This window comes from Candidatus Kosakonia sp. 282A-S69 (assembly GCF_029433855.1).
Taxonomy (GTDB): domain Bacteria; phylum Pseudomonadota; class Gammaproteobacteria; order Enterobacterales; family Enterobacteriaceae; genus Kosakonia; species Kosakonia cowanii_A.
In genome coordinates this window covers 1,642,149-1,655,204 of record NZ_JAROAU010000003.1, presented here as the reverse complement: position 1 = coordinate 1,655,204, position 13,056 = coordinate 1,642,149, and the positions used below count along the sequence as shown (strand labels likewise).

Genomic DNA, 13,056 nt, shown 5'->3' with positions numbered 1-13,056 from the left:
TTTACTTATATTACAGCCACTTATTTACATGTTAGTGTTTTATCATCACATGCCGCACAACCGTGTAATCCTCCAGCCCGTAAATCGACATATCTTTGCCGTAGCCGGAGTGTTTTTGCCCGCCGTGCGGCATTTCGCTGACCAGCATAAAGTGAGTGTTGATCCAGGTGCAGCCATACTGCAGCCGCGCGCTGAGGCGGTGCGCGCGTCCGACATCTTTTGTCCATACCGATGAGGCGAGGCCGTAGTTGGAATCATTGGCCCAGCTGAGCACCTGCGCTTCGTCATCAAACTCCGTGACGCTCACCACCGGGCCAAACACTTCGCGCTGCACGATCGCATCTTCCTGCTTTGCGCCAGCCAGCAGGGTTGGCTGGTAGTAATAGCCCGCGCCAGAGTGCTTGTTGCCGCCCGTCACCACGTTGATATGCCCGAGCGCCTTCGCCTCCTCGACGGCACGCGTTACGCGCTCAAGGTGCGCCTGGGAGCAGAGCGGCCCAAGCTCGGTCGACTCATCGTTCGGCTCGCCCATCCTGAGGCTGGCGACCGCGGCACCGAGCTTCTCGACCAGCGCGTTATAGATCCCCTTTTGGGCGTAGATGCGGCAAGCGGCGGTGCAGTCCTGCCCGGCATTGTAGAAACCAAAGGTGCGTACCCCTTCGACCACCGCGTCGAGGTCGGCATCATCAAACACAATCACCGGCGCTTTACCGCCCAGCTCCATATGGGTGCGCTTAATAGAGGAAGCAGTATGGGAGATGATATGTTCCCCGGTGGCAATCGATCCGGTCAGCGAGACCATGCGCACCTTAGGATGGCCGGTTAAACGATCGCCGACGCTCTGCCCGCGTCCAAACAGCACGTTCAGCACGCCCGCCGGGAAGATCTCTTGCGCTAACTCAGCCAGCTTCAGCAGCGTCAGCGGTGTGATCTCTGAGGGTTTGATCACCACGCAGTTTCCCGCCGCCAGCGCCGGGGCGAGCTTCCATGCCGCCATCATCAGCGGATAGTTCCACGGTGCGATAGAGGCCACCACGCCTACTGGATCGCGGCGAATCATTGAGGTGTGCCCCTCCAGATACTCGCCCGCCGCCAGCCCGTTCAGGCAACGCGCGGCTCCGGCGAAAAAGCGGAAAACATCCACCACCGCCGGGAGTTCATCATTTAATACGCAGTGCAGCGGTTTACCGCAGTTGAGCGACTCAAGGCGCGCGAACATCTCTGCGTTATCCTCAATTACCTGCGCCAGCTGCAGCAGCGCGTCGGCACGCGCTTTCGGCGTGGTCTGCCCCCATTCGACAAATGCCCGGTCCGCCGCCTCGACGGCCGCGTCGACCTGCGCGTGCGATGCTTCAGCAATCGACAGCAGCACCTCGCCAGTAGCGGGATTGTAGACCGCCTGCTCTTCACCTTCGCCGTTAACCAGCTCGCCATTAATAAACAGTTGATGTTGCATCGCGCTCCCTCTGCCCGGTCAATGAGTCTGTATACGGGTTATCCCGCTCTATTAAAAATAGACGGGGCGCAGAGACAACGGGTGGGCAGCAAGTGCCGATCTGTGTTGCTATTCACATTTCCTATGAATAGCCGACAGCGCAGCGGCAAAAGGCTATTGCATCATCTGGCGGATCAACTCGCCCAGGCGCATCGCCGCCCGCTCCTCTTTCTCGCCCCACGCCCAGGCGCAGTTGAAGCGAAAGAATGAGATCCAGTTATCGGAGGTGGAGAACATCTTCCCCGGCGCGATGCTGATGTGGTGCGCCAGCGCCTGCTGGCTGAGAACGCCCGCATCAAGGCCGTTCGGCAACTCCAGCCATAAGAAGTAGCCGCTCTCGTTGCGGTAGATTTTCACCTCCGGCGGCAGGTGGCGCAGCAGCGCCTGCCAGGCGAGATGCTTGCGCTCCGCCAGTTGGCGGCGTAAGCGGCGCAGGTGCGCATCGTAGTGATGGGTCGAGAGGTAATCAACCAGCGCCAGCTGTAGCGGCGAACTGGTGGACAGCGTGCTCATTAATTGCAGCTGCTGAATACGGCGCGCGTGACGCCCGGCAGCCACCCAGCCGACGCGAAACCCGGCGACAAGGCATTTTGAAAAGGAGGAGCAGTGCAGGGTCATATCCTGCTTATCCCACGCTTTGGCGGGCAGTGGCTGTTCGCGCCCGTAATAGAGCTCGCTGTAAACATCATCCTCAATCAGCGTGACGTTATGTACGGCAAGCAATTCGACCAGCCGCGCCTTTTTCTCCGAACTGAGGGTGAAACCGAGCGGGTTCTGGCTGTTGGTCATCAGCCAGCAGGCTTTCACCGGGTACTCGGTCAGCGCCTGTTCGAGCGCGTCGAGATCGATGCCGGCTTTTACGTCCGTCGGTACCGAGAGCGCTTTTAGCTTCAGCCGCTCCAGCGCCTGCAGCGCGCCGTAAAAACAGGGGCTTTCAATAATCACCCAGTCGCCCGGCTCGGTGACGGCCTGCAGGCTAAGGTTCAGCGCTTCGAGGGCACCGGCGGTAATTACGATCTCATCCGGCGAGATGTTCATCCCCTGGCGGGCGTAACGCCGGGCAATAGCGTGACGCAACTGGTTGTTGCCCGGTGGCAGGTTCTCAATCACGCTCATTGCCCCTGCACTCTTGCTTACTTTCGCCAGCGAGCGGTTAAGCTGCGGCATTGGAAAGAGCTTCGGATCGGGAAAGGCCGAGCCAAACGGCAGCACCGAGGCATCGCAGCTTGCCTGCAACACGTCGAAAATATAGGTGTTGATATCAACCGCTTCGTCACGCATCACCTGCGGCGCAGGCGCGCGCGTCAGCCCCGGCGTCGGCGCGACAAAATAGCCCGACTGCGGGCGCGCAATCACCCGGCCCTGGCTCTCAAGCAGCTGATACGCATGCCCGACGGTCATAAAACTCAGCCCGCTGCTCGCCACCTGTTCGCGCAGCGATGGCAGCTTCTCACCCGGTCGCCAGACGCCAAGCTCGATTTGTTCAACGATTTGCTGCGCCAGGCGCTGATATTTTTTCATGGTTTTTCACGTGACAGGAACACGGCTCTATCATGTCACGCTACACCCCCAGTTGCTATATCAGTATGTGGCGTAGCGGGTTATAAAGGGGGCTGTTATAGCAAAAAGAGCGACGATTTTGCTGCGTGATGGGTAACCAGGGGGGAATTGGGCACGCGTCCCTTCACACAGAGCTTGCCAGCAAGCCAGCTCAGGGTATTGTCCTGCAACAGCGCGAAGAGTAGCAGTGAGACCCAGTTATTTTTTGAACCAAAGTAGTTATCTTTGGAGTGTAGCTCATCTTCAATCAGGCGACGTAAATGTGCTTCGTTGCGTGGGTTTCTGGTCAGGCTGCTAATCAAATCTCCCGGACGGCGGCAAAAATCGATGAAATTCTCCAGGACATACATTTCCACTTTTGCTTTCACCAGGGTAGAGAAATGAAACTCCACTGCTGCGTAATTGGGATCGGACGGAAGAAGCAGCACATGGCTTGAAACCGTCGGCGTCGTCTCCGGGTGGTGAATATCGACCCGAACCAGGCGATGTTGCAGGCAATCATCAAAGTAGGGATGTAAAAGACGCTGATTGGCTTTATCTCCTTTTAATTTCACCCCTTTTTTGCTGTTACACAGGCAGCTTGGCACGAGATTCAGCGAAAAAATGGTAAACGCTTTATGAAATTTTTGAGGCAGATAGTGGTCGAGCGTTCCGCTGGCCAGCGATCCGCACATCGGGCAGGTGCGGATTTTGAACTCATCTCGCATAAGGTCAATAAACTTAAGATCCTTGGTCGGTTTTTTATAATAGTGCTGCAGTGCAGCGCCCATCTTACGGCTGATGGTGTTACCCTGCATGCCTTGCAGGATCTGGTCCGGAGCGCCGTTAGCACGCTTATACAGATCGTATGCGAGCTTGAGGTTATTAATATCTCTTGCGCGCGTTGTTTTACCGATTTTGCCAATAATTTCACTCTTCTTTACTAATTCATCCAGTTTAGTGTGATCGTCCAGATCGATAAGCCGTAAGCGATTCATTACTCTTTTTCCATCTCCATACGTAGAACAGACAGGAGTTCGCTGGCCAGCACATCACCATAATCGGCCTCCAGCCTTTCCCACCCTTTATCCCGATACTGCGCCAGTAACGTTGTTTTAATGCGTTCGATTTGCTGCGTTTGTTGATCCTGTCCAAAGACAAAGCGCGAAATAGCCCCCACATTCGCCCCAAGCGTGCGTAATATCGGCACATCTACATAGATTTCGTTCTCTGGCGTGTGGCGTAATACAATCACCTGCTGATGGTTAACCTCACGCACGAAATAGACCGAGTGGGTAGCAACAATCGCAACGGAGCCGCTCATCTCAAGCAGGGTATAGAGCAAATCCGCTATCTGACTAATAAACTGCGGGTGCAGATGCGTTTCAGGTTCGTCAATCAGAACCAGTGTGCCGTTATCAATATGTCTACACAAACGCGCCGCAAACGCCAGGAAACGCCACTCTCCGCTACTTAAAGGGTGGCGCTGACCGTTAACCAGCCTGAAAGGGATCTCTGTTTCTGAAATATCATTCAGGATGTCGAGAATCGGTCTGCCGGGCAGAGGTTTACTGATCTTTTTTAACTGATCGATCGCAATCGTGCTGTTATCACTGCTCAATGCCAGGGAGATCTCCTGACTGTTGTCGACCGACTTCAGCGCTTCCCTGAACATACCCCAGCGGCTGGTACGCCCGAGTTTCTGATCCTGCCTTGCCATTTCCAGAATTGACATCACAACCTGATTTTTCTCGTGGCTCTGGCTGCGTTCATTTAACGAGAAGTGTTGGTAGTCGATGGTGTAGCGGTTTTTATCATCTGAGTCAGCCGGAAAGGTATTCGCCGTCTCCTGCGTGGCGGAAAAGGCAAGCAGGCGATTAACCATGACGCGTGCGCTTTTGCCATCTGTTGAAAAAGTCGTTTTTCCTTCCAGTAACGCATCGGCGATCTCTCTCAGGGTCTGACTTTTACCGATTCCATTTTTACCGATGATGACCGCAATACGCTGTGATAACAGCGCGTCAAAATTAAAACGTAGCGTAATATTGTGCTCATTGGCGAAACTCTCGCGGCGGAAACGGATATTCATCACCGGCGAAATGGCATCAAAATGCTCCTGCCGAATGCCATTGAGGATCGTCGCGGCATTATTCCAGGCAAACCAGGTAGTAGAGTTACGGATAAAGGAGTATTTAAATACCTCCTGACTGGCAATTTTTCTTATCGCCTCCGGAGCCGATTCGCTGTATTTCAACAAGATCACGTCATTTAGCGTCTTAAGAATCGTTTTCGCCCTGTCGAGATCATAATGCTCAATAAGCATGCGATAGGCTGCCGAGCTTCTGAGTAAGGTATAAATTACGCCGTCGTCTGGCTCATAACGGGTGTACTCTTGGTTATTGCCAAGCAGACGCGCAACCACGCCTATCCCTTGCCGGTTATCGTCCAGAATCCCCATATGAGCATGTGTAATCAGTGGTGCTGCATCTAAATCAGGTTTGATATAGATCTCCACCAGCGAGGCGTAACCGTTGTCATCCCACTGTTTATCCTCGACAAAAATGCCGGTTTTATCCGCCAGCGCGGCAACTTTTTTAGCGGAACGGCAGAGATACAACGACAGAAAATTTTGCTTACTCATCTACTAATGCCATTAGTTTCAATATGAAAGCTACGATCTGCCAGCCAGATTCCACTGTCAACGCCCATATCTGGCAGGAAATTTGTGGTTTCGCCTGGACTATCCCGCAACCTGCCGTACCCTTGTAAGGGACTGTTATATGTAAATCGCTGTCAACTGTTTCTGCAAGTCGGCAAGCGTAACCATTAACATTGACGCCACAACATTGATTCTGAGGATGTGCATGTTTGGTTTAGATGCGTTTTACCTGGCGAGGATACAGTTCGCCTTCACCGTTTCGTTCCACATCATCTTTCCGGCGATCACCATTGGCCTTGCCAGCTATCTCGCGGTGCTGGAAGGTTTGTGGCTGAAAACCCGGAATCCTGACTGGAAAACCCTTTACCACTTCTGGTCGAAAATCTTTGCCGTTAACTTCGGCATGGGGGTGGTTTCCGGTCTGGTGATGGCCTACCAGTTCGGTACCAACTGGAGCGGATTTTCACAATTTGCGGGCAGCATTACCGGCCCGCTGCTCACCTATGAGGTGCTAACCGCCTTCTTTCTCGAAGCGGGTTTCCTGGGCGTGATGCTGTTTGGCTGGAATAAGGTTGGCCCGGGGCTGCACTTTTTCTCCACCTGCATGGTAGCGCTCGGCACGCTGATGTCGACCTTCTGGATCCTCGCTTCTAACAGCTGGATGCATACGCCGCAGGGCTTTGCCATCGAGAATGGCCAGGTGATTCCGGTGGACTGGTTTAAGGTTGTCTTCAACCCCTCCTTCCCTTATCGCCTCTTCCATATGTCGATTGCCGCCTTCCTGAGCAGCGCGCTGTTCGTCGGGGCTTCCGCGGCCTGGCACCTGCTGCGCGGCAACAATACGCCGGCGATCCGCAAAATGTTTTCAATGGCGATGTGGATGGCGCTGGTGGTTGCGCCAATTCAGGCGATGGTGGGCGATATGCACGGCCTCAATACGCTCGAGCATCAGCCAGCGAAGATTGCCGCCATTGAGGGCCACTGGGAGAACCCGCCGGGGGAAGCGACGCCGCTGCTGCTGTTTGGCCTGCCGGATATGGAACAGGAGCGCACCCGCTATGCGGTGGAGATCCCGGCGCTCGGCAGCCTGATCCTGACCCACAGCCTCGATAAGCAGGTTCCGGCGCTGAAGGAGTTTCCCAAAGATGAGCGCCCCTACTCGCCGATCGTCTTCTGGTCATTCCGTATCATGGTGGCGCTGGGCATGCTGATGATTGGCCTTGGGGTGATGGCGCTGTGGCTGCGTTACCGCAAGCGGCTGTATGAGTCGCGGCCTTTCCTCCACTTTGCGCTCTGGATGGGGCCTGCGGGGCTGATCGCCATTCTCGCTGGCTGGGTGACCACCGAGGTGGGACGCCAGCCGTGGGTGGTTTACGGCCTGCTGCGCACCGCGGATGCCGTTTCCGGGCACGGTGATTTGCAGATGAGCCTCAGCCTGCTGGCCTTCTTTATCGTCTACTGCTCGGTGTTTGGCGTCGGTTATCTCTATATGGTGCGTTTGATCACCAAAGGGCCGCAGCCGCATGATGAAAACACCACGCAAGGCACTCCGGCACGTCCGCTTTCAGCGGCAGGTGAACGTCTTCCGGCTGATGAGGATAAATAATGGGCATCGATCTTCCGTTAATTTGGTTTGTCATTATCGTCTTCGCGACCCTGATGTATATCGTGATGGATGGGTTTGACCTCGGCATCGGCATCCTCTTCCCGGTGACGCGCGATGGCCACGATCGCGATGTAATGGTCAACAGCGTTGCCCCGGTCTGGGACGGAAACGAAACCTGGCTGGTGCTGGGCGGTGCGGGGCTGTTTGGCGCATTCCCGCTGGCTTATGCGGTGATCACCGATGCGCTCACCATCCCGCTTACGCTGATGCTGATTGGTTTGATTTTCCGCGGCGTGGCCTTTGAGTTCCGCTTTAAGGCCACCGAGGCGCACCGACCCTTCTGGGATAAAGCCTTCCTCTCCGGCTCGCTGCTGGCGACCTTCTCGCAGGGTGTGGTGGTGGGTGCCTTTATCAATGGTTTCAAAGTGACCGGCCGTACCTTTAGCGGCGGCGCGCTGGACTGGCTGACGCCGTTTAACCTCTTCTGTGGCCTCGGCCTGGTGATCGCCTATGCGTTGCTGGGCGCAAGCTGGCTGGTGATGAAGAGCGGCGAACCGTTGCAGGGTAAAATGCGCGCGGCGGCGAAAAAACTGCTGCTGGCATTACTGGTGGTGATGGGCGTCATCAGCCTGTGGACGCCGCTCTCTCACGGCGCGATTGCCGATCGCTGGTTCAGCATGCCAAACCTGCTCTTCTTCTCGCCGGTGCCGCTGCTGGTGATTGCGCTCAGCATCTGGCTGTGGCGCTGCCTCGGCAATGAACATGTTCACAGACGCCCCTTCCTGCTGACGCTTGGGTTGATTTTCCTCGGCTTTAGCGGTCTTGGGATCAGTATCTGGCCCAACATTATCCCGCCGGATATTAGCTTCTGGCAGGCAGCCGCACCGCCGCAAAGCCAGGGCTTTATGCTGGTTGGCGCGCTGCTGATCATCCCCATCATTCTGGTTTACACCTTCTGGAGCTACTACGTGTTCCGCGGCAAAATCCAGCATGGCGAGGGGTATCACTGATGAAACAACCGCTATGGAAACGGCTGATGTGGCTGGTCGTCATCTGGGGCGGAAGCGTACTGGCGCTGACTGCCGTCAGCATGGTGTTCCGGTTGTTGATGTCCGCCGCCGGGTTTAAATCCCATTAAGATCAAAGGCCGGAAACAGGTTAATGTTTCCGGCCTTTTTTATGGTTTTTTTTGCCGGATGGCGCTTACGCTTATCCGGCCTACAAAACCGCTCGATCCGCGTAGGCCGGATAAGGCGGAGCCGCCATCCGGCACATCACCCCTACTTGTGCATCACCACGCTGCTTTCCACCGGAATACGCGGCATGCGCAGCGTCGCGGCGATATTCGCGGTGTCGGCATAACCAAACGAGATGCCAAACAACAGGCGGTACTCATCCGACACCCCTAGCGCTTTGCGCACCAGATCGGCATGAAAACCGAGCAGGGTCTGCGGAATACCGGCAAAGCCGCGGGCGGCTAAGGAGAGCAGAAAGGTCTGCCCGTACATGCCCATATCCGACGCCACGCGAACATTGTCGCCAAAGGTCGGCATAAACAGAAACGCCGCGTGCGGCGCGTCGAAAAAGCGATAGTTGCGCAGGTAGTATTCACGGCGCTTCTCTTTGTCATCCCGCGCAATGCCCAGCGCGTCGTAATAGAGCTTCGCCTGCTGCTGGCTGCGGTCAAAATAGTCGCCGTGAAAATCTTCATAAGCGAAGGTGAAATCCGGCGTCTGCTTGCCGGCGATGTCGTTTTCGATCATCAGCTGCGCAAGGCGATCTTTGGTTTCACCGGAGACCACGTGCACATGCCAGGGCTGGGTGTTGCAGTTGGAGGGGGCGTATTGCGCATCCTGCAGGACGGCGTGGATCTGCTCATCCGTCAGCGGCGTTGGCAAAAAGGCGCGTACCGAGGTGCGCTGGCGGACGGTTTCATCGAAAGCTAAAACGGGCGTACTCATAAATAGTCTCCGTGCTGAGTGTCGGCGTATCTTAGCGATGAACTCAGTGCGTAAAAACACTACAATGCGCCATGGACCTTTGCAGATTACGCACAGATGAAAAACCTCAGCCAGATTAGCGCCCGATCCATGCACCTCTTTCTTGCCATCGTGCGCGAAGGCAATCTCTCCGAGGTTGCCCGTAACGAGGGGCTTGCGGCGTCGTCGTTATCGCGCGTGGTGCAGCAACTTGAGCAGGCGCTGGAAACCCAGCTGCTCTATCGCAACACCCGCGCGGTGATCGCCACCGATGCCGGTCAGATTTATGCCCAGACCTTCCGCGCGATGTTACAGCAGCTGAGCGATGCGCAGACGCAGGTCGGCGAGCGGCGCGGCGAGCCGGGGGGACGTATCCGCATTAATGCCCCTATCTCCTTTGGCCTGAACCATATCGGGCCACGCATCAGTGCGTTGAGCGAGCGCTACGCCGCCTTGCAGATTGAACTCAATCTCGACGATGACTATATCGATCCCTTTGCTGACGGCACCGATCTGCTGGTACGCATTGCCTCGCTGAAAAACTCGGAGCTGCACGGACGGCTGATTGCAAAGCAGACCTGCCACCTGGTGGCGACGCCTGACTACGTTCGCCGCTATGGCGCACCCGCCTCGCCCGAAGATCTGCTGACGCACCGCCTGCTGGCCTACCGCGGAAAAAGCGGGTTGCAGCGCTGGCGCTTTCAGCGCGGCGGGCAGGATTTCGCCTTTTCGCCGCAGGCGAAAATTCTCTCAGATAATGCGGAGCTGCTGTTGCAGGCGGCGCGCAACGACGCGGGAATGCTACTCTTTCCGGACTGGCAGGTGGGCGAGCTGCTCAATCGCGGCGAGCTGGTTGCCCTGTTGCCGGAGTACACCGCTTCCTACTCGCCGGGCGAGCAGTCGCTGTGGATGCTCTATCCGGGCGGAAAGTACCCGTCGCTGAACACGCGCACGGTGATCGACTTTCTGCTGGCGAGTTTTGGCTCGCCGCCCTACTGGCGCTACAACTCAACGCCATAAACAAAACAGGGTGGCATTGCGCCACCCTGCTGGTTATCTGTTTTTCGGTAAGGTTTTCAGCAGATCATCGGGGCTGATCGAGGCAACCACGCTGCCCGGCAGCGGCATCTTAAGGATGTGATTTTTCATCTTACCGATCACATGCATTTCACACGGGCGGCAATCGAAGCGCAGGGTTAACACCTCATCGCCGTGTACCAGCTGCATCGGCGTTGCGCGCCAGCTTTTAATATTACCTTTCGCCTGTTTCGGGCAGAGGTTAAAGGCAAAGCGCAGGCAGTGTTTGGTGATCATCATCGGCACTTCGCCCTTCTCTTCATGGGCCTCGTAGGCCGCGTCAATCAGCTGCACGCCGTAGCGGTGATAGAACTCACGCGCTTTGTGGTTGTAAACGTTGGCGAGGAACGAGAGATGGGTTTCCGGGTAGACCGGCGCAGGCGTGGCCACCGCTTTACGGCTGCCGCGCTGATAGCTTGCCAGGCGCGCCTCTTCCAGCATCTCCACCGTTTCACGGCGCAGCTGGTTGAGCAGGCTGTTCGGCACAAACAGCGCGCCCGGCAGGTTGATGTCGACCCTCTGCGCGTAGTAACGGGTTTGCCCCAGCTTCGCCAGCCCATCCTTCAGGTTGTCGAGCGCTTTTTCCGCGTTGTTGGCTTCATCAAACTGGCCATCCAGCGTATGGGTGACGCTGACGCCCTCTTCGCTGGTCAGGGTCAGCACCAGCTGCTCCTGCCAGCCGCCGAGCTCAATATCAACGCCGATGCGCCGCTCGCTGGAGGTCTTCAGCAGCGCCTGCTGCCAGTTGTGATCGAGGTTGCGGTTGAGTGCATGGTGCGGACGCAGGGTTTTCAGCGCATCCGGCATCTCATTCGGGAAGACGCGGTAACGATTTTCGGCAGTTTTTTCCGCCACGTTAACGCGAAAACCGACCACTTCACGCTTCACCAGCACGTTAAGCCCGTCGCCGTTAGCCAGCGGTTCGGTCACCTCTACGTCGAGGTGATCCTTGCCCACTTTCAGCACTTCGCCCACCGGCAGGCCGACAAACTTCGGTGAGTCAAAGGCGCCGATATCGATTTTGCGCGCGTTAACAAAGTAGTCGGTGCTGCCGCGATGGAAAGTTTTGTCCGTCGAAGGGATGAAGAAATGCTCGGTGCGCCCGGCGGACGCGCGCGCCAGCTCCGGGCGATCGTCGATAATTGCGTCGAGCATCTGGCGATAATGGGCGGTGATGTTTTTCACATAGCTCATATCTTTGTAACGCCCCTCAATTTTGAAGGAGCGCACACCCGCGTCGATCAGCGCCGCCAGGTTGGCGGTCTGATCGTTATCTTTCATCGACAGCAGATGCTTTTCATAAGCCACGACGCGGCCCTGATCGTCTTTCAGGGTGTAAGGCAGGCGGCAAGCCTGCGAGCAGTCGCCGCGGTTGGCGCTGCGGCCGGTTTGCGCATGGGAGATGTTGCACTGCCCGGAGTAAGCCACGCACAGCGCGCCGTGAATAAAGAACTCAATGGTGGCGTCGGTCGCTTGGTGAATGGCGCGGATCTGCTCAAGGTTCAGCTCACGCGCCAGTACAATCTGGCTGAAGCCAACGTCGGAGAGAAATTTGGCTTTTTCCACGCTGCGGATATCGCACTGGGTGCTGGCATGCAGCTCAATCGGTGGGATATCCATCTCCAGCACGCCCATATCCTGCACAATCAGCGCATCGACACCGGCCTGGTAGAGATCGCCGATCAGTTTCTGCGCCGGTTCCAGCTCATCATCATGAAGAATGGTATTAAGCGTGATAAACACCTTCGCCCCATAGCGATGGGCGAACGGCACCAGTTCGGCAATATCGCGCAGGCTGTTGCCGGCGTTATGGCGGGCGCCGAAGCCGGGGCCGCCAATATAGACCGCGTCCGCGCCGTGAAGGATCGCTTCACGGGCAATGGCGGTGTCGCGAGCCGGGCTGAGCAGTTCAAGATGATGAGGGTGCAGGCGCATACAATCGTCGTTATCCATTATGTGCAAAATGGCGGCTATTGTAGTCAGAACCGGGGCGTTACACCACCTGTCACGCCGGGAATTTGCGCCAGGCGACAATGCTATGCCGAAATCGCTATTTCCCCCGGCGGCGCTGGCGCGTTAGTGTGGTGACAGGAACAGAACTCGTCACGTTGTGGATGTTATGGGGTATTAATCGTCGTCGTTTTTTGCCGTGGGTTCGCCTGCGGCTTTTTCTTTTGGGTAGTGGATTAACGAGTGGAAATGCGCGGTCTGCGCGCTGCTGTTGCGATAGGCATGCGCCCGATCAGCCGCAAAACGTATGCCGCTGCCCGTATCCAGTGTCTGCCACTCGCCGTTGATCTGCATATCCAGCACCCCGCCGATCACCACCACATGCTCAATCACCCCTTTTTCGTGAGGCGTAGATTCACTCAGCGCGCCCGGCGCGAGCGTAATGGAGAAGAGTTCGAAATGGAGCTGTTGATCCCACGGGAAGAGTGGCGTGATAACCATCGCCTGCTGATCGGGGTCGTAAGCATGGGGCGTGTCGCTCTGCGGCGGCGCAATAAAGGTCGAGAACGGCACATTTAAGCCGGTGGCAATTTTCCACAGTGTCGCGACAGTCGGGCTCGACTCGTTGCGTTCGATCTGCCCGAGCATCGCTTTTGACACGCCGGTCTCTTCTGCGAGCTTTGAGAGGCTCCAGCCCCGCGCTTGTCGCAGCATTTTCAGGGTTTTTGCCAGATAATCCGCGATATTCATA

11 protein-coding genes are annotated in these 13,056 nt (G+C 56.5%); 4 read left to right on the top strand and 7 right to left on the bottom strand.

Features of this window, described 5'->3' with window-relative positions; genetic code table 11:
• Positions 1 to 31: 31 nt before the first annotated feature.
• The 4 genes from patD to PU683_RS13475 all read right to left on the bottom strand — a co-directional run bounded on the left by patD (position 32) and on the right by PU683_RS13475 (position 5,549).
• On the bottom strand, positions 32 to 1,456 hold the full coding sequence (patD, locus tag PU683_RS13490) for an aminobutyraldehyde dehydrogenase (RefSeq protein ID WP_277172240.1): 1,425 nt from the start codon (positions 1,454 to 1,456) through the stop codon (positions 32 to 34).
• 153 nt (positions 1,457 to 1,609) lie between these two features.
• The gene (locus tag PU683_RS13485; RefSeq protein ID WP_277172238.1) at positions 1,610 to 3,016 is read right to left on the bottom strand and encodes an aminotransferase-like domain-containing protein; all 1,407 of its coding nucleotides are present in this window, start codon (positions 3,014 to 3,016) and stop codon (positions 1,610 to 1,612) included.
• Positions 3,017 to 3,111: 95 nt separating this feature from the next.
• Positions 3,112 to 4,032, bottom strand: coding sequence for a hypothetical protein (locus PU683_RS13480; protein ID WP_277172237.1), 921 nt, complete (start codon positions 4,030 to 4,032; stop codon positions 3,112 to 3,114).
• Complete coding sequence (locus tag PU683_RS13475) at positions 4,032 to 5,549, bottom strand: AAA family ATPase (RefSeq protein WP_277172235.1); 1,518 nt, start codon at positions 5,547 to 5,549, stop codon at positions 4,032 to 4,034. Before PU683_RS13475 ends, PU683_RS13480 begins: the two co-directional genes overlap by 1 nt.
• Positions 5,550 to 5,898: 349 nt before the next feature.
• Here PU683_RS13475 and PU683_RS13470 point away from each other — a divergent pair, with 349 nt between their 5' ends.
• The 3 genes from PU683_RS13470 to PU683_RS13460 are packed head-to-tail and all read left to right on the top strand — an operon-like array spanning position 5,899 to position 8,437.
• Positions 5,899 to 7,299 carry a cytochrome ubiquinol oxidase subunit I gene (locus PU683_RS13470; RefSeq protein WP_124968297.1) on the top strand — a complete coding sequence of 467 codons (1,401 nt, stop codon included), beginning with the start codon at positions 5,899 to 5,901 and terminating at the stop codon, positions 7,297 to 7,299.
• A complete protein-coding gene (gene cydB, locus PU683_RS13465) occupies positions 7,299 to 8,309 on the top strand; it encodes a cytochrome d ubiquinol oxidase subunit II (protein WP_277172233.1) in 1,011 nt (336 codons plus the stop codon). Before PU683_RS13470 ends, cydB begins: the two co-directional genes overlap by 1 nt.
• Positions 8,309 to 8,437 (top strand): DUF2474 domain-containing protein, encoded by a 129-nt coding sequence (locus PU683_RS13460; RefSeq protein WP_277172231.1) that lies wholly within the window; start codon positions 8,309 to 8,311, stop codon positions 8,435 to 8,437. The genes cydB and PU683_RS13460 overlap by 1 nt, the downstream gene beginning before the upstream one ends.
• 142 nt (positions 8,438 to 8,579) lie before the next feature.
• Here the strand turns inward: PU683_RS13460 and PU683_RS13455 are convergent, their stop codons facing one another.
• Positions 8,580 to 9,260, bottom strand: coding sequence for a nitroreductase (locus tag PU683_RS13455; RefSeq protein ID WP_277172229.1), 681 nt, complete (start codon positions 9,258 to 9,260; stop codon positions 8,580 to 8,582).
• Positions 9,261 to 9,356: 96 nt separating this feature from the next.
• Here PU683_RS13455 and PU683_RS13450 point away from each other — a divergent pair, with 96 nt between their 5' ends.
• A complete protein-coding gene (locus tag PU683_RS13450) occupies positions 9,357 to 10,298 on the top strand; it encodes a LysR family transcriptional regulator (RefSeq protein ID WP_277172227.1) in 942 nt (313 codons plus the stop codon).
• A gap of 33 nt (positions 10,299 to 10,331) precedes the next feature.
• Here the strand turns inward: PU683_RS13450 and PU683_RS13445 are convergent, their stop codons facing one another.
• Together PU683_RS13445 and PU683_RS13440 are read right to left on the bottom strand one after the other, a co-directional pair.
• Positions 10,332 to 12,290: a peptidase U32 family protein gene (locus tag PU683_RS13445; RefSeq protein ID WP_277172225.1), complete on the bottom strand. Its 1,959-nt coding sequence runs from the start codon at positions 12,288 to 12,290 to the stop codon at positions 10,332 to 10,334.
• Between the two features lie 192 nt (positions 12,291 to 12,482).
• Entirely contained in the window at positions 12,483 to 13,055 is a 573-nt protein-coding gene (locus PU683_RS13440; RefSeq protein ID WP_277172223.1) for a helix-turn-helix domain-containing protein, read from the bottom strand.
• Position 13,056 lies beyond the last annotated feature (1 nt).

What these genes read in the sequence shown, in the direction of transcription:
- PU683_RS13445 (WP_277172225.1), bottom strand. Translation starts at nt 12,290, where the DNA reads ATGCGCCTGCACCCTCATCATCTTGAACTGCTCAGCCCGGCTCGCGAC.
- PU683_RS13440 (WP_277172223.1), bottom strand. Translation starts at nt 13,055, where the DNA reads ATGAATATCGCGGATTATCTGGCAAAAACCCTGAAAATGCTGCGACAA.
- PU683_RS13455 (WP_277172229.1), bottom strand. Translation starts at nt 9,260, where the DNA reads ATGAGTACGCCCGTTTTAGCTTTCGATGAAACCGTCCGCCAGCGCACC.
- PU683_RS13450 (WP_277172227.1), top strand. Translation starts at nt 9,357, where the DNA reads ATGAAAAACCTCAGCCAGATTAGCGCCCGATCCATGCACCTCTTTCTT.
- PU683_RS13470 (WP_124968297.1), top strand. Translation starts at nt 5,899, where the DNA reads ATGTTTGGTTTAGATGCGTTTTACCTGGCGAGGATACAGTTCGCCTTC.
- PU683_RS13480 (WP_277172237.1), bottom strand. Translation starts at nt 4,032, where the DNA reads ATGAATCGCTTACGGCTTATCGATCTGGACGATCACACTAAACTGGAT.
- PU683_RS13485 (WP_277172238.1), bottom strand. Translation starts at nt 3,016, where the DNA reads ATGAAAAAATATCAGCGCCTGGCGCAGCAAATCGTTGAACAAATCGAG.
- PU683_RS13460 (WP_277172231.1), top strand. Translation starts at nt 8,309, where the DNA reads ATGAAACAACCGCTATGGAAACGGCTGATGTGGCTGGTCGTCATCTGG.
- patD (WP_277172240.1), bottom strand. Translation starts at nt 1,456, where the DNA reads ATGCAACATCAACTGTTTATTAATGGCGAGCTGGTTAACGGCGAAGGT.
- cydB (WP_277172233.1), top strand. Translation starts at nt 7,299, where the DNA reads ATGGGCATCGATCTTCCGTTAATTTGGTTTGTCATTATCGTCTTCGCG.